Raw genomic sequence first — 14,332 nt, forward strand, 5'->3', positions numbered from 1 at the left:
CATACTGCGCTGATCGCCATTGATCTGTGCGCTAATAGCCTTGCAAACTGCGTGCCAGTTTGGTCGTTGTGCTTTAAGTGATTGAATGGAAACGGAATTTATAATGGGCGTCCGTCTGCACGTTTTTGTGGCTGTCAAAAAACGTGCAAATCTTTTGTGCGTTGCGGTGATGGCGGGCGTCGAACTTTGCTGGCGTTTTGTGCAGGCCGGCATGGATCAGGTCTCTTCGCTATCGGAGGCGAAGGGCAGGGCGCTCTTGACGGCAAAGCGCGCCACATAGTCCGGCAGTTCCGTCGGATCGAAGACGTGGCCGTCCATGAAGCGGTCGCCCTCGTCATTGCCTTCGATGCGGATATCGGCGTCGTCAGGTGCGTTGGCGTCGCCGAGAGCGGTGCGATAGAGATCGGGGCGGTAGGCGGAGGCGGCGGCCCGCGCCTTGACGAGACTGGCTTCGGCCTGCCCCCAGCGCATCATCTGGCTGTAGATCCACAGCGCATGGCTCGGCCGGGGATAATTGGCGAAGCCGGAATGAAACTGGAAATAATCGGCGATGATGCGCCGGTTTCCTCTGGCGTCGAGGCTGAATTCGCCGGAAAGAACCCGGCGAATGATGCCGACGGGGGCGGCGATATAGCGCGGATCGGCGAGAGCGGCGGCCAGCGCATCGTGATTGTCCGGCAGGTCGCACCAGCGGGCTGCCGCGTCGAGCGCCACGATCAGCCGGGAAACGGTCTCCGGATGGCTTTCCACCCAATCCGGGCGCATGCCGATCACCTTTTCCGGGGCTGACGGCCAGATATCCTGCTTGGCGGCGACGATGCGTCCGAGGCCGCGCTCCGAGGCGACCATGTTCCACGGTGCGCCGACGCAGAAACCGTCGATCGCCCCGGCTGCCAGTGCGTCCGATGTCAGCGGCGGCGGCACGACGACGAGCTTGACGTGCCTGTCGGGATCGATGCCGCCGGCCGCCAGCCAGTAGCGGAATTCGTAATTGTGCGAGGAGAAGGGATAGGTGACCCCGAAGGTCGGCAACGGCTCGCCGCGCGCCTTCATCGCCGCGATCGTCTTGGCCAGAGCATGGGCGTTATCCAGCGCGCTTGCCGTTTCCGGCAATCCGGCGTCATCCCGCATCCTGTCGAAGAGCCGCGTCGACAGCGTGATCGCATTGCCGCCGCGCCCGAGGGAAAACGGCGTGATCGTCGGCGAGGGATTGGAGCCGAGGCCGAGCATGGAGGCGACCGGCATCGGCGACAGCATATGGGCGATATCGAATTGGCGGAATGCCAGGCGGTCACGGACATTCGCCCAGGAGACGTCCTTGACGAGATCAAGCGTCAGGCCTTCCTTCTGCGCGAAGCCGAATTCCGCCGCCGCGATCAGCACCGACGAATCGACGAGCGGAATGAAACCGGCCCGCAGCACTTTCGGCCCTTCATTGTCGATGCGCACGGGCGAGGGCAGCCCGCCGCTGGAACTGACGGTCTTCGTCATCATATCCACTCCGGTTTCCTCCGGAAATTTAGGCGGCCCGCCATCACATCAAAAGTCCCGCGGCGGTGACAACGCTCTGGGCGATTTCCGACATCTTCTTCTTTTCGTTCATCGCCGTCTGCCGCAGCAGGGCGAAAGCTTCTTCTTCGGACAGGCCGCGTTTCTTCATCAATATGCCCTTGGCGCGCTCGATGAGCTTGCGTTCTTCCAGCGCTGAGCGGGCATCGGCAAGCTCACGCCGCAGCCGGCTGAAGGCGTTGAAGCGGCTGACGGCCATGTCGAGGATCGGTTTGACGCGTTCCTTCTTCAATCCGTCGACGATATAGGCGGAGACCCCGGCATCGACCGCAGCCTCGATCGAGGCCGTGTCGGAGCGATCGACGAACATGGCGATCGGACGGCTGACCGTGCGCGTCAGTTGGAACAGATGCTCCATCATGTCGCGGTTGGGGTTTTCGATATCGATGATGATCACGTCGGGCATCAGCGTTTCGATGGTTCGGGCGATGCCGTTGACCTCATGCACCACGGTGACGCGCGAATGCCCTGCCTCGCGCAGCCCTTCTTCGATAATGGAGGCGCGAATGGCATTTTCGTCGATCACCAGAATCGTCAGATCGAGATGCGTCATGCTTCTATTTATGACGCAGTGCAGCAATTTTGGCAAGGTATCCGCCCGAAAACTGTGCATAAATAAATACGCACAAAAATTAATCAGTATGCCTCACTTTCGAGCGCCAGCTCCTTGGTCTCCTCCTCCTTGTTTAATAGCCGATCAAAAAAACGCGGTCTTTTCGTCGCGTCGACCCGCCGGGAAAAATAATGCCGGCGCAGGCTGCAAATCGAAAGAGCATGCCTTCGGTTCTCGTGGTATATATTTTAAAGAAATGCAGCGAAAACCTTGGGATGGGAGAGTTTTTTGCTCGCAGCTGGTGCGCCCCTGGCGATCGCAATTTTATCACGACTGCGGCAGGCAGTTCCCATGACCGCCATTTGAGATAACGAAAACCCAACAACGGCTTTGGAGGGCCGACCATGAGCTTACGTATCAACGACATCGCTCCCGACTTTACTGCCGACACCACGCAGGGACCGGTCAGCTTCCATGACTGGATCGGTAATGGTTGGGCCGTTCTGTTCTCGCATCCGAAGAATTTCACGCCTGTCTGCACAACCGAGCTCGGCGTCATGGCCGGCCTTGCGGGCGAATTCGCCAAGCGCGGCGTCAAAATCATCGGCATCTCAGTCGATCCGGTCGAAAGCCATGCCAAGTGGAAGGGCGACATCAAGACGGCGACCGGCTTCGACGTCGATTATCCGCTGATCGGCGACAAGGACCTCAAGGTCGCCAAACTCTACGACATGCTGCCGGCCGGCGCCGGCGAGAGCTCCGAAGGCCGCACGCCTGCCGACAATGCGACGGTGCGTTCGGTCTTCATCATCGGCCCGGATAAGAAGATCAAGCTGATCCTGACCTATCCGATGACGACCGGCCGCAATTTCAACGAGATCCTGCGCGCCATCGATTCCATCCAGCTGACGGCAAAGCACCAGGTGGCGACGCCGGCAAACTGGAACCAGGGCGAGGATGTCATCATTACCGCCGCAGTGTCCAACGAAGACGCGATCACGCGCTTCGGCTCCTTCGATACGGTTCTGCCCTATCTCAGGAAGACGAAGCAGCCGACGGCCTGATCGCTGTTTTTCTTCAAGCTGTTTGCAAGCCGCCGCAGCCATATGGTCCGGCGGCTTTTTTCGTGCCGGCATTGCGCAAAATGGGGAAGCTTCGCGCCTCGATCGATGTTATCTAGGGTCAGCGTCGCGATGGAAGTCGAACCTGCCGAGATCCGATGATAGGGCGAAAAGGTCAGTCCGACATGGGGAGGAGATCGGCGAAGGTCCTGCTTTCGCTCTGCTTCCTGTTTTCCACGGCAGACACGCCAAAGGCCCAGCCGGAAGGAAGCGATACGCCACCGGCCTGCCTCTATTCCGGGCCTGCTGCCTCGGGCTCAGGCGAGACGCTCTGCATCCGCCAGGACAGTTTCAATCGCGACCTCTGCGCTGCGATCGAGCATTTCGCCGAGGCCAATCGGTTGCCGCCGGCGTATTTCGCCCGCCTCATCTGGCGCGAAAGCACCTTTCGCCCTGACGCGGTGAGTTTCAAGGGAGCGCAGGGCATTGCGCAGTTCATGCCCGGAACGGCGAAACTGCGCGGTCTCGAAGACAGCTACCAGGTGTTGGAAGCCCTGCGGAAATCGGCGCAATATCTCGACGAATTGCGCAATCGTTTCGGCAATCTCGGTCTTGCCGCCGCCGCCTATAATGCCGGCGAAAACGGCCTTGCGGCTTATCTTACGTCAGGAAGATTACCTTACGAGACGCGCGGCTATGTGATGGCGATCACCGCCCATACGGTCGAGGAATGGAAGGATAATCCGCCGGAAAATGCGGCAGCCCCGCTCGACAAGGACAAGCCCTTTCTCGATGGCTGCGTGGCGCTTGCTGAAAGGCGGAGGTTGAAGGACACGCCCCGCCATCAGGAGGGCGACTGGGCACCCTGGGGCGTTCAGCTGGCGGCGAACGCGGATGTCGCGGTGGCCCGGCGTCTTTTTCTCGATGCCGTGCAGGATCTGCCTTCACCTTTGGATGCGGAACAGCCGCTGATCCTGCGCCAGCGCGACCGCAGCTTCGGCTTTCGCCCGCGTTACGTCGCACGCATCGCCCGGCAGACGCGTGTGGAAGCCAACGAGGTCTGCAACCAGATCCGAAAGCACGGCCGCACCTGCCTTGTCTTCAAAAATCGATAGCAGGGCGGCTTCCGCATTCTGAGACGAAAAGTCCGCTTGCGGGATCGCCGGATGGAGCAGCATAGTCTCGCGGGATCACGGCTAAGGAGGAACGACAATGCGGGTTTTGGTCATCGGGGCGACGGGCCATGTCGGAACCTATCTCGTTCCCCGGCTGGTGGAGGCGGGTCACGACGTCGTCACCATCAGCCGCGGTGCGGCAAAGCCTTATACGGCAAGCCGCGCCTGGGCCTTCGTCGATCAGCGGCAGATGGACAGGGCGACCATGGAGCGGACGGGTGAGTTCGGCCAGGCCATACGCGCATTGAAAGCCGATATCGTCATCGACACGATCTGCTTTACGCTGAAAAGTGCCGAGCAGCTGGTGACGGCCCTGTCCGGGCATGTCGGCCATTTCCTGCACACCGGCACGATCTGGACGCATGGGTACCCCACGACGGTGCCGACACGCGAGGAAGCCCCGAAGTCCCCGTTCGGTGACTATGGTATCCAGAAGGCGGCGATCGAAACCTATCTGCTGCAGCAGGCAAGGCTGCAAGGCTTCCCGGCAACCATCATCCATCCCGGCCATATTGTCGGCACCGGATGGGCGCCGCTCAATCCGGCCGGCAATTTCAACCTGCAGGTCTTCTCGACCCTTGCGCGGGGCGAAGCCCTGGCGCTGCCCAATTTCGGCTTGGAGACCGTTCATCACGTCCACGCCGATGACGTGGCGGCGATGTTCATGGATGCAATTGCCCATTGGAACGCGTCGATCGGTGAGAGTTTCCACGCGGTTTCCGAGCAGGCCCTGACCCTTCGCGGTTATGCGGAAGCCATGTCGCGCTGGTTCGGGCGGGAGCCGAACCTCACCTTCGCACCGTTTGACGCCTGGGCCGAGGGGCAGACGGCCGAGGATGCGGAGGCGACATGGGAGCATATCGCCCGCAGTCCGAATTGCTCGATCGCCAAAGCCGCACACCGGCTCGGCTACACGCCGCGATATACGTCGCTGCAGGCGGTGCAGGAATCGGTCGGCTGGCTGGTCGGGCAGGGGCGGATCAAGACCTGATCCGCCGGGTTTCAAGCGATCAGGATGGCCCTGAAATCATTGACGTTGGTTCCGGTCGGCCCGGTTTCGAAGAGGTCGCCGACGGCGGCAAAGCCCGAATAGCTGTCATTGCCGTCGAGCAGCCGGCGCGCATCGAGACCGGCGGCGCGAAGCCGCTTGATCGTTCCGCCATCGGCAAAGGCGCCGGCATTGTCCTCCGAACCGTCGATGCCGTCCGTGTCGGCGGCAAGGACATGAATGCCCTGCTGTCCGTCGATCGCCAGCGCCATGGCGAGCGCGAATTCGCCGTTGCGCCCGCCCTTGCCGCCCTTGGCCCGCAGCGTCACCGTCGTCTCGCCGCCGGAGAGGATAACGACCGGCTTCGAAAAAGGCCTGTTCCGGCCGAGCACCTCGCGGGCGATCGCCGCATGCACCAGCGCCACATCGCGCGATTCACCTTCGATCGCATCCGAAAGGATCGCCGGTTCGATCCCTTGCGATTTGGCCAGGGCGGCAGCAGCCTCCAGCGATACGCCGGCCGAGGCAATGATGTGGTGCTCGTGCCGTGAAAACACCGGATCATCCGGCCGCGGCGCATCGGCCTTCGGCGAGTTCAGATGATCGAGGGCGGCCTGCGGCAGCTGCAAACCGTATTGCCTGATGATCTCGAGGGCCTCGTGCCGTGTCGACCCGTCAGGCACCGTCGGCCCGGAGGCGACATGGGCGGGATTGTCGCCCGGAATATCGGAAACGATCAGGCTGACGACCCTCGCCTTCGTCGCCGCCGCAAGTCTCCCGCCCTTGATGGTGGAGAGATGCTTGCGCACGACATTCATCGCCGAGATCGGCGCGCCCGAAGCAAGCAGCATTTCGTTGAGTGCGATCTCGTCTTCAAGGGTCAGCCCCTCCGGTGGGGCGGGGAGCAGTGCCGAGCCGCCGCCGCAGATCAGGGCTATCAGCAGATCGTCTTCCGTCAGCCGGTTCACCGTTTCCATCAACCGCCTTGCGGCAGCAAGCCCCGCGGCATCGGGCACCGGGTGGGCCGCCTCGATGATCTCGGTGTGGCGGGTGTCGCAGCCATAGCCGTATCGGGTGACCACCAGTCCCTCGAGCGGCCCGTCCCAGACGCTTTCGAGCGCCTGCGCCATCTGCGCCGCGCCCTTGCCGGCGCCGATCACCACGGTTCTGCCTTTCGGCTTCTCCGGCAGGCGGGCCTTTATGCCGGTCAGCGGATCGGCGGCGCGAACCGCCGCGTCGAACAGGCTTTTCAGGAAATCGCGGGGGGCGGCGGTTATGGTCATCCTTGGTCTCTGCTGGCTGAGGTGTCGATCACGGCGGGGACTGTCGGCGCAACGGTGGGCCGCCGTCAAGGTCGAAGACGAGGCGATTTGACCCGTGCGGCGCCAAGTCTTGCCATCGAACCAGGCGAACGAATAGAAAGCATTAACCATCGTCCCGTAGACAACACATAGGATCAAAGGAAACCTGTGTTCGATGGCCACTGAAATGACCCGCCGCCCTGCCGCCTCTCATGAAGGCAAGGTTATTGCCTTTCCCTCCGGAACCGGAATTGCCAATATCGAGCGCTGCGCCCGCGAACTCGGCCGGCGTCATGGTGCGGACGCGATCGAATTCTGGAAGGCCGAATGCCGCAGGCTGGCCGACCAGCTGTTGGCCGCGGGCATCGCGGAGAGCGACGTCGGTCAGCAGGTGCTGGAGTTTCAGCAAGATGTGCAGATCGAGCTCGTCCTTAGCCATCAAAAGCGGGCGGTCGCCAAATCTCAGAAACGCTGATGCATGCCGTCCGAAAACCGCAGTGCGCCTGAGCGGCAATCTAGCGGATCGAGGCTGCCATCGCCGTCTGGATCGACCGCGACGGCATAAGGAACTTCCGCGCAGATGTGGAGTTGATGTTGTCGATTGACAGCATTGACGCTGCGGGAGCCTTCGCAAATGTCCAACAAATCCAACTTCTTCTCTTCCTTCGCAACCACCGTCGCCGAGCTGTCGGGAAGGCCGTTCACCTTTATCGCGGCCCTGATGCTCGTGCTTGTCTGGGCGGTTTCCGGACCCTTTTTCGACTATTCCGAAACTTGGCAGCTGGTGATCAACACGACGACCACGATCATTACCTTCCTCATGGTGTTTGTGTTGCAGAACAGCCAGAACCGCGACGGAAAGGCTCTGCAGGCCAAGCTTGATGAGCTTATTCTGACGAGCCAGGCCGCCAATAAGTTTGTCGGCATCGAAAAGCTGGACGAGGGCGAACTCAGGGAAATGAGCAAGACCCTTGCTGACAAGGCCGAATGCGTCGAGGAGAAAGCGGAGGAAAAATCCGCCGCAGAGACGTCATTTTAAATGATCGCTGTTCAGGCCCGCTCCTGCGAAATCTGGTCTTGGTGTTGCTGGCGCATGCCTTCAATGGCGTCGGCGTCTTTCTTTTCGGCCGCAATCCAGTGATTTCCCGCCTCGCTCGATCGGATCAGTTCGTCGAGCTTGGTGTGAAGCGCCTTCATGTCCCGATTTTGAGAGTGTTGCAGCAGCAGCAAAAGAAAGAATGTGATGAGTGTTGCGGCCATGTTGGTCAGCAAAAACCACTGTCGTGGAAACGAAAAGCTCAGGCCGACGGCCGTCCACGTGACAGCCAATGCGATCAGCGCGACCGGGATCGCACGATGCCCTGTCCAGGAGAGATCAGAAATCTGTCGAAAGCGCCAACGCATACGGCTCTCCACAGCCCCTGCAGGAGAAGATGGCGCAGGTCGGAGCAGTGTCCATTGCTTCTGAAGGGTCGTTTTTTGCAGACGTTACGAAAAAGCCGCTGCACGCTTGTGTCCTGCAAGGTCGAAACCAATCGGCCATATGCCAACACAGTGCGAAATCGAGCCGCTTCATCAAGGCGTCGGGCCGATCGCCGCCAGTCAGCGTCAGCCGGTATGCCGTAAACGGGGGCGTAGCGTTGCGCTCGCGCCCCCGTTCGATTCGATCTTTAGACCCGGGACTTGACGATGAGATCTTCCTCGTCGTCGCGTTGCGATCCCCCGAGAGCCGCGGCCGCAGCGGCGATGAAAGCGCCGACCAGAAGCGACAATGATCCGAGCAAGGCGGTGGTGGAGGCGGCCCTGCGTGCCTCATCGGCAGCCTTCTGCGTGGCGACCTTGGCGTCGTCGATACGCTTCAGCACCGTGTCGACGCGGGCGCGCGCATCGGCTTCGGAAAGACCGGTCCGCGCAGAGACGATGGTGGCAAGATAGGCCTTGTCGTCATCGGGAATTTGCCCCTCCGCGGCGCCGTTGAGGAGGATGCGGGAGACTTCCGATGTTGCCGCAGCATCGTTTTCTGGCGCTGCCGCACGCGCCTGATCAGGACGCAGCAAGGCGTCGGTAAAATAGGCGGTGGAGAGATCCAGGGGCGATGTTGCCGATGACGCCGCTGCCGTGCCGGCGGCAGCGGCAGTCGAGCCGACGGCTTGCGCGGCCGATCCTACCGCCTGCGCGCCGGCGCCGGCGAGCGATGTCAGCGACGAGGCAAGGAATCCGGCGACAAAGATCGTCGCCAGAGCCCAGCTGATGAAGCCATGGGCGGTGTCACGGAAGAAAACCTCATCGGTGTGGACGGCCGCCCATTTTGTGCGCAGGCGGCCGGTAACGTAGCCCCCGAGTGCGGAGGAGAGCCATTGCACGACCACGAGCCAGATCGCTGCCGTGATGCCAAGTGTGCCGAGCGAACTGCTTTGCCCCGACCAGGGCGACACCATCGTCAACCCAAGCCCGGATCCCAGAAGCAGAAGGATGAGGGTCACCCCGATGGCGGCGGCCGCGCCGCCAAAGATAGGTCCCCATGTCATGGCCGATTTGGAAGATTCAACCGGAGCAGCAACCTCTCCGGAACCTGTCATTGAGACCGACATGATCCGCTCCTATCGCATAAACAAAGCCAGAAGAATGATGATAGGCAGTGGGACACCGAGCAGCCAAAGTAGAATACCGCGACCCATGAGAGACCTCCTGTCAAAGTCGACGTTACGTGGTTGATGCCACACAACTTTTCTGCACGGTGTTTGTTCCCGGCCGACGCCGAGCGGCTTCGAAACGCGCGGTCTATTCAATCGCGGGGCAGCATCTGAAGGAACAGCAGATTGCCGGAACGGTTGTCGCATCGCTGGCATTTGAGGCGCTTGGCGAGCTCCGCAAGAGACAGGTCCTGGCCACAGCGCCGGGCAACGTCCCGCCGCTCGATAAGCGTTTGGCGCCGGCATGCGCGGCAACGGGCGTAAATGACGAACCATTGCGGTAAGGTCCTCAGCGTTACCTTGTCGACTTCGACGGCATGGTGATCAGGGGGTGCCAGCCCGATGCCGCGACGATGTTTCATAGCCCTTCGACATCGGTTGTCCGCTCAGCTGTCACGCCGCGGCTCATTCCCTTGTCGCCAAGGGCAAGCTGAAGTCGCAGATGACGGCAATCCAGCAGCAGCGTCGTCATGGCGGCACGAATGTCCCCATCGTGAAAAGCGACGACTGCGTCGACTTCTCCTCTCAGCGCTTCTTCTGCCAGTTTTTCAGCTGTCTGCGGACGCACGACCTCGATCTCCTTTAGAACTCCAACCAGGTTTTTATCTGCCGCCGCGCTGATGTTCCTATTATGTTCTGGTTGTCCTTCGAGTCAAGCAGGACTCGCGATGCAGCCGCCAATAGCGACTGCTCGCACGCAATGCCTAACGGACGGAGAGAATCTGCGCGGCTGGAACTAACGTCGGTTGAGAGAGCGCCTATATCTTTAGGCGCAGGATGATTTGGACGCGGCGATGAGCGCTGGAAAACTCTCCTCTTATTACTGGGGGAAAGCTCTCGCGGTTGGGTCACAGCGGAAATGGGAGAAACATCGATGAACAGATTTCGGGCATTTGCAGTCGCCGGAGCAATCACTCTTGTCGCCATTGCCTCCGCCTGCTCGACGCCGCCGAATTCCTATGGCTCGGCGTCCGGATATCAACCGGGAGACTCGATGAACCCGGCCTGTGCCGACGGTTTCCGACCTGGCGACGGCCGTTCGTGCAGCTATTAGCGGCAGTACAGGTTCCAAATGCCGGTCCTGACCTGTGGACGAATGTCGATCTGCAATGGTTGGCAGCCCGACGAAGCGGAACACTTATCGTTCGCCTCCGTTCCTCTATTCTGACGATAGGAGGAAATAACCATGGATTGGAACCGCGTCGAAGGTAACTGGAAGCAGGTGAAAGGCAAGGTCAAGGAGCAGTGGGGCAAGCTGACCGACGATGACCTTGATGTCATCGATGGTAAGCGCGATCAGCTCGAAGGCAAGATCCAAGAGCGCTACGGCTACGAGAAAGACCGTGCCAAGAAAGATATCGATGACTGGTGTAGTCGCCAGACTTGGTAATCGGCATGCACCGGGCAGGGGACTCCGTCGGTCTTCGGTCCGGTGATTTTCCGCGCCTATCCAAAAGGCATATCTCGACGTTCAAACTTGCTGGGGCCTGCCCCGTTCCGCGACTGCGGTGAGCGCCGAACCCAAAAAAAGCCCCGCCGAGACGGGGCAAGTTCTGACAAACGAATCACACGGAGGAACACCGTGCAATCCTACTGTTTTAACGAAAGAGCGCCTGCAAGGTTCCGGTCTCGGACTGAGGATCTTCGCTACTCGCACCAGTGATAGTTAGGACCTGTATCGCGCCGGCCGATCTCTTTCTGGAAAGTCCACGGCGGAGAGCCGTTCATGTTAGGTTAATGCCTATTAACCCAGACTCGCGGGCTGAAAGGATGCGCCGATGAACAAGCTTTTCCCCGCAGTCGCAGCGACAGTCTTGGCTGCATGTTTCGCCCTGCCGCTAAACGCCACTCCGATCGCAGTGCCAAAAGCGGTAGCTATGCACACCGCCGATGTCGAGCAGGTCAAACACCGTCGTCATGGTAATGGACATGCGTACGGCCACTGGAAGAAACGCCGGTACGCTCACCGTGACTGCCGGTACTACGACTCTTGCTACCGTCCGCGGTATCGCGACTATTACGGTTATCGCGACTATTACCCCCGCCGTCGGTCAGGTGTGAGTGTGTATTTCAATTTTTAGTTGGCAGTGCCCGGGCCACTTGAGCCGTCGGCGCGAATGCCGGCGGTCTAAAACGGAGGGAAAGTGGGAAAAAAGCGCCTACTTTCGGATTTTTCAACAAAAAGGCGCTTACTTGAAAAATGGCTCCCCGGGCCGGATTCGAACCGGCGACCTGTCGATTAACAGTCGAATGCTCTACCGCTGAGCTACCAGGGATCACTGCTTGGCGCGGTGTGAGTGGGCTAATACAAATGCTTGCCCGATTTGCCAAGCGGTTTTTTCAAAAAAATGAAATGAACTTGTATTTGGGTGGCCTATGCCCATCTCTGGGAAATGACAAATAGGGATGATCTCCGGGACAGCAAGGGCAGCGAGAAGCGCAGGGTGCAGGCACGGCGCTTCGGCATCGATCACGCAAGCCACAGGCTTATGCTCGGCTCCTTCAGCATCGGTATGCCGCGTTCGCGCATCGGGCGGATGGCAATCGGCATGGCGCTCGTCTTGTGCGGCTTGCTGGGCTTTCTTCCGATCCTCGGTTTTTGGATGCTGCCGCTCGGCCTCTTGGTGCTCTCGCATGATCTTCCCATAGCGCGCCGGCTTCGGCGCCGGCTGGCCGTCTGGTGGCACAGGCGGCGTGGGCCGGCCGGGTGACGGCCCTCGCCGCAGAGCTCCGCGGAACTGTGGATCGCCTTTTGCATTCGTGATTTATGGAGCTCCAAGCGCGCCACGATCGTCCGGGGTGAGGTAATGAAGGTGTTCTTGATTGTCGTCCTGTCAGCGGCGGCGTTTCTTTCGGCAGGCTCCGCCGGAGCCCAGCCCGTCGACAGCCGCGGATTTGATGCCAGCGGTATCTGCCGCCGTCCGGAAGGCTGCGTCATCGACCAAGGCCAGGGCGGCGGCTATAGCGGGCCTCGCAACTATCGCAATTTTAACGGCCGCAATGAGCGCGACGGCGAGAACGACCGTGGCCGGGATGATCGCCGCTACCGCTCCCGGAGCAGGACCTCGCTTGCGACGGTCAGCATCGTTGCCTGATTGCGCCCTGTAGCCTGCCGGAATCGAGACGCATGGATCCGGGCGCATGCGGTTCTAATTCGATCTCAGTTGGCTTTCCTCGAAAATCACGTCATGGCCCGGATCGAGGTCGGTTGCCATCAACAGGCTGCAGGCGGCCAGAAGCAGAACGAGCTTCAGTCCGTAGGAGACCATCGAGATCGGCCCTCGACGAGCCGGCGAGACGCGCGATGGCGCGATATAGTACTGGTAATAGAAATGGGGATCGTTCGTTTCCAGCAGGTTCTGATAGACATGCGGCGGAATGTCGGCATGTCGTACCGCCGCGGAACCGGAGAACTTTACGCGGAGATCGCCGGTTTCGGCATTATACGCCGCACGTCCCTGATTTGACTTGAGGGCAGCCCATTTCATACAGCAGCTCCTATACCCTCCCGGGGCGGAAGATGGCGGGTAGGCGTTCGAAGTCAAGTTAAGAGTTGGTTCAAATGCTGTGGTTGGTGCGAAACAGGGCGTGATCGCCGAGAGGAAATTTCAGCCCGGGCGGGGCCTGGCCCGGATGGAAAAATGGTCTTCTCGACTGCCGCGGAATGGCGTTTTTCCAAAATGCCCTCTTGCGATTTCCTTACGATCATTCTAAACGCTCGCCACGGCTCAGATGATGAGCGCGTGAGGCCTCGTGGCGGAGTGGTGACGCAGAGGACTGCAAATCCTTGTACCCCGGTTCAATTCCGGGCGAGGCCTCCAATATCTCCCCACCGCTGATAAATGATTGCGGAACCTCGATAATTTCGAGACGATCGCGCGTCGCTCGCTCCAGCTTACTTTCAAGCGGCGTGCGCAGCCCGCCTCCGCCCGCATGAGATTGTGGCCGGCGCCATCAGAGCCATGCCGGAGCGCGCGCTTCTCAGCTCGTTTCACCGTCCAGCAGCCCGCAGCAGAAGATGCCGATGAGCGTTGCGAGGATGAAAAAATCGAACAGCGTGAGATATTCGAAAATCGCAGACATGGCCTGCTCCTCCTATTTCCTCCGCTGCAAATCATACCATGAAGGGGCAAAGGATTCCACGTTTGGGCTGTAGCGCCTTGTCCCTGCTGTGGCGCGAAAGAGGCGTCCGCCGGATTCTTCTCGCCGACCGCAGCCAAGCCTTGAAAGCATCCGTGTCGGGGATTAAGAGACGGGGGACAGGAACCGCTTTTCAAGAGCGAGAGGACATGATGGATTTCGAAGCAGCGCGCGCAAAGATGGTCGACAACCAGGTTCGCACGACGGACGTTACCTCGCATTCCGTGCTGACGGCGTTTCTCACGGTGCCGCGTGAGGCTTTCGTGCCGGAGAAGGCAAAGCTCCTGGCCTATGTCGACAACGACGTCGAGATCTCCGCTGCCGCACCGGGCAAGCCGGCCCGCTTCCTGATGGAGGCTTCGCCACTCGCCAAGCTGCTGCAACTGGCGGCCATCAGCAAGGATGATTTCGTTCTCGAAGTCGGCTGCGGCACCGGTTACACATCGGCGCTGCTGTCGATCATCGCCGGCTCCGTCATCGCGCTCGAATGCGACGAGGCGCTGGCCGCCGAGGCGAAGGCAAAGCTTGCCGGCTACGGCAAGGTGGAAGTCGTGACCGGCCCGCTCGAAAAGGGCTATGCTGCCGGCGCTCCCTATGACCTGATCTTCATCAATGGCGCGGTCGAGGAAGTTCCGACCGCTCTTCTCGGTCAATTGCGCGATGGCGGCCGTCTGGTCACGGTCGAGGGGCATGGCAATGCAGCCCGCGCCAAGGTCTTCGTCGCCGAGCGCGGCGCCATTTCGGAGAATGTCTTCTTCAACGCTTCGGTCAAGCCGCTGCCGGGTTTTGCCAAGGCGCGCGAATTCGTTTTCTGACGCTGTTCTCCGCGGTGAATTTCAGCGACGGGCGCCG

The 14,332-nt window shown here is 60.5% G+C and carries 19 protein-coding genes and 2 tRNA genes; 12 read left to right on the forward strand and 9 right to left on the reverse strand.

Annotated features, from left to right (window positions below; all coding sequences use genetic code 11):
* Positions 1–216 precede the first annotated feature (216 nt).
* Positions 217–1,500 carry a CmpA/NrtA family ABC transporter substrate-binding protein gene (locus tag CO655_RS15965; RefSeq protein WP_170964998.1) on the reverse strand — a complete coding sequence of 428 codons (1,284 nt, stop codon included), beginning with the start codon at positions 1,498–1,500 and terminating at the stop codon, positions 217–219.
* A gap of 34 nt (positions 1,501–1,534) precedes the next feature.
* On the reverse strand, positions 1,535–2,122 hold the full coding sequence (locus tag CO655_RS15970; protein ID WP_097607018.1) for an ANTAR domain-containing response regulator: 588 nt from the start codon (positions 2,120–2,122) through the stop codon (positions 1,535–1,537).
* Positions 2,123–2,526: 404 nt separating this feature from the next.
* Here CO655_RS15970 and CO655_RS15975 point away from each other — a divergent pair, with 404 nt between their 5' ends.
* The 3 genes from CO655_RS15975 to CO655_RS15985 all read left to right on the forward strand — a co-directional run bounded on the left by CO655_RS15975 (position 2,527) and on the right by CO655_RS15985 (position 5,349).
* Positions 2,527–3,186 (forward strand): peroxiredoxin, encoded by a 660-nt coding sequence (locus CO655_RS15975; RefSeq protein ID WP_097579062.1) that lies wholly within the window; start codon positions 2,527–2,529, stop codon positions 3,184–3,186.
* Between the two features lie 155 nt (positions 3,187–3,341).
* Entirely contained in the window at positions 3,342–4,298 is a 957-nt protein-coding gene (locus CO655_RS15980; RefSeq protein ID WP_097665430.1) for a lytic transglycosylase domain-containing protein, read from the forward strand.
* 97 nt (positions 4,299–4,395) lie between these two features.
* Positions 4,396–5,349 carry an NAD-dependent epimerase/dehydratase family protein gene (locus CO655_RS15985; RefSeq protein ID WP_097665431.1) on the forward strand — a complete coding sequence of 318 codons (954 nt, stop codon included), beginning with the start codon at positions 4,396–4,398 and terminating at the stop codon, positions 5,347–5,349.
* Between the two features lie 11 nt (positions 5,350–5,360).
* Here the strand turns inward: CO655_RS15985 and CO655_RS15990 are convergent, their stop codons facing one another.
* On the reverse strand, positions 5,361–6,629 hold the full coding sequence (locus CO655_RS15990) for a glycerate kinase (RefSeq protein ID WP_097607020.1): 1,269 nt from the start codon (positions 6,627–6,629) through the stop codon (positions 5,361–5,363).
* A gap of 193 nt (positions 6,630–6,822) precedes the next feature.
* Here CO655_RS15990 and CO655_RS15995 point away from each other — a divergent pair, with 193 nt between their 5' ends.
* Together CO655_RS15995 and CO655_RS16000 are read left to right on the forward strand one after the other, a co-directional pair.
* Positions 6,823–7,122 (forward strand): DUF6074 family protein, encoded by a 300-nt coding sequence (locus CO655_RS15995; RefSeq protein WP_097579066.1) that lies wholly within the window; start codon positions 6,823–6,825, stop codon positions 7,120–7,122.
* A 159-nt stretch (positions 7,123–7,281) separates the two neighbouring features.
* A complete protein-coding gene (locus tag CO655_RS16000; protein WP_010031618.1) occupies positions 7,282–7,686 on the forward strand; it encodes a low affinity iron permease family protein in 405 nt (134 codons plus the stop codon).
* A gap of 11 nt (positions 7,687–7,697) precedes the next feature.
* On the opposite strand, the gene CO655_RS16005 is transcribed toward CO655_RS16000, so the two are convergent.
* The 4 genes from CO655_RS16005 to CO655_RS16020 all read right to left on the reverse strand — a co-directional run bounded on the left by CO655_RS16005 (position 7,698) and on the right by CO655_RS16020 (position 9,908).
* The gene (locus CO655_RS16005) at positions 7,698–8,051 is read right to left on the reverse strand and encodes a low affinity iron permease family protein (protein ID WP_010031619.1); all 354 of its coding nucleotides are present in this window, start codon (positions 8,049–8,051) and stop codon (positions 7,698–7,700) included.
* Positions 8,052–8,317: 266 nt separating this feature from the next.
* A complete protein-coding gene (locus tag CO655_RS16010) occupies positions 8,318–9,238 on the reverse strand; it encodes a hypothetical protein (protein ID WP_010031620.1) in 921 nt (306 codons plus the stop codon).
* Between the two features lie 194 nt (positions 9,239–9,432).
* Positions 9,433–9,702: a hypothetical protein gene (locus CO655_RS16015; protein WP_097665432.1), complete on the reverse strand. Its 270-nt coding sequence runs from the start codon at positions 9,700–9,702 to the stop codon at positions 9,433–9,435.
* The gene (locus CO655_RS16020) at positions 9,699–9,908 is read right to left on the reverse strand and encodes a hypothetical protein (RefSeq protein ID WP_176539263.1); all 210 of its coding nucleotides are present in this window, start codon (positions 9,906–9,908) and stop codon (positions 9,699–9,701) included. Before CO655_RS16020 ends, CO655_RS16015 begins: the two co-directional genes overlap by 4 nt.
* A 306-nt stretch (positions 9,909–10,214) precedes the next feature.
* Here CO655_RS16020 and CO655_RS34340 point away from each other — a divergent pair, with 306 nt between their 5' ends.
* The 3 genes from CO655_RS34340 (at position 10,215) to CO655_RS34345 (ending at position 11,421) form a co-directional block, all read left to right on the forward strand.
* A complete protein-coding gene (locus CO655_RS34340) occupies positions 10,215–10,394 on the forward strand; it encodes a hypothetical protein (RefSeq protein ID WP_097665435.1) in 180 nt (59 codons plus the stop codon).
* 132 nt (positions 10,395–10,526) lie between these two features.
* Complete coding sequence (locus CO655_RS16030) at positions 10,527–10,730, forward strand: CsbD family protein (RefSeq protein ID WP_097607025.1); 204 nt, start codon at positions 10,527–10,529, stop codon at positions 10,728–10,730.
* 388 nt (positions 10,731–11,118) lie between these two features.
* The gene (locus tag CO655_RS34345) at positions 11,119–11,421 is read left to right on the forward strand and encodes a hypothetical protein (protein ID WP_097607026.1); all 303 of its coding nucleotides are present in this window, start codon (positions 11,119–11,121) and stop codon (positions 11,419–11,421) included.
* A 120-nt stretch (positions 11,422–11,541) separates the two neighbouring features.
* On the opposite strand, the gene CO655_RS16040 is transcribed toward CO655_RS34345, so the two are convergent.
* Positions 11,542–11,616, reverse strand: a tRNA-Asn gene (locus tag CO655_RS16040).
* A gap of 117 nt (positions 11,617–11,733) precedes the next feature.
* On the opposite strand from CO655_RS16040, the gene CO655_RS16045 reads away from it, so the two are divergent.
* Both CO655_RS16045 and CO655_RS16050 read left to right on the forward strand, forming a co-directional pair.
* Positions 11,734–12,051, forward strand: coding sequence for a PGPGW domain-containing protein (locus tag CO655_RS16045; RefSeq protein WP_097607131.1), 318 nt, complete (start codon positions 11,734–11,736; stop codon positions 12,049–12,051).
* Positions 12,052–12,147: 96 nt separating this feature from the next.
* Positions 12,148–12,435 carry a hypothetical protein gene (locus CO655_RS16050; RefSeq protein WP_097665436.1) on the forward strand — a complete coding sequence of 96 codons (288 nt, stop codon included), beginning with the start codon at positions 12,148–12,150 and terminating at the stop codon, positions 12,433–12,435.
* Between the two features lie 54 nt (positions 12,436–12,489).
* On the opposite strand, the gene CO655_RS16055 is transcribed toward CO655_RS16050, so the two are convergent.
* The gene (locus CO655_RS16055) at positions 12,490–12,828 is read right to left on the reverse strand and encodes a KTSC domain-containing protein (protein ID WP_009995503.1); all 339 of its coding nucleotides are present in this window, start codon (positions 12,826–12,828) and stop codon (positions 12,490–12,492) included.
* Positions 12,829–13,087: 259 nt separating this feature from the next.
* Between CO655_RS16055 and CO655_RS16060 the strand changes: the two genes are divergently transcribed.
* A tRNA-Cys gene (locus CO655_RS16060) sits at positions 13,088–13,161 on the forward strand.
* Positions 13,162–13,629: 468 nt separating this feature from the next.
* Positions 13,630–14,295, forward strand: a complete 666-nt coding sequence (locus tag CO655_RS16065; RefSeq protein WP_176539264.1) for a protein-L-isoaspartate O-methyltransferase — start codon at positions 13,630–13,632, stop codon at positions 14,293–14,295.
* The last annotated feature ends 37 nt before the right edge of the window (positions 14,296–14,332 follow it).

The sequence above is a fragment of the Rhizobium sp. M1 genome, from assembly GCF_002531805.1.
GTDB lineage: Bacteria > Pseudomonadota > Alphaproteobacteria > Rhizobiales > Rhizobiaceae > Rhizobium > Rhizobium etli_C.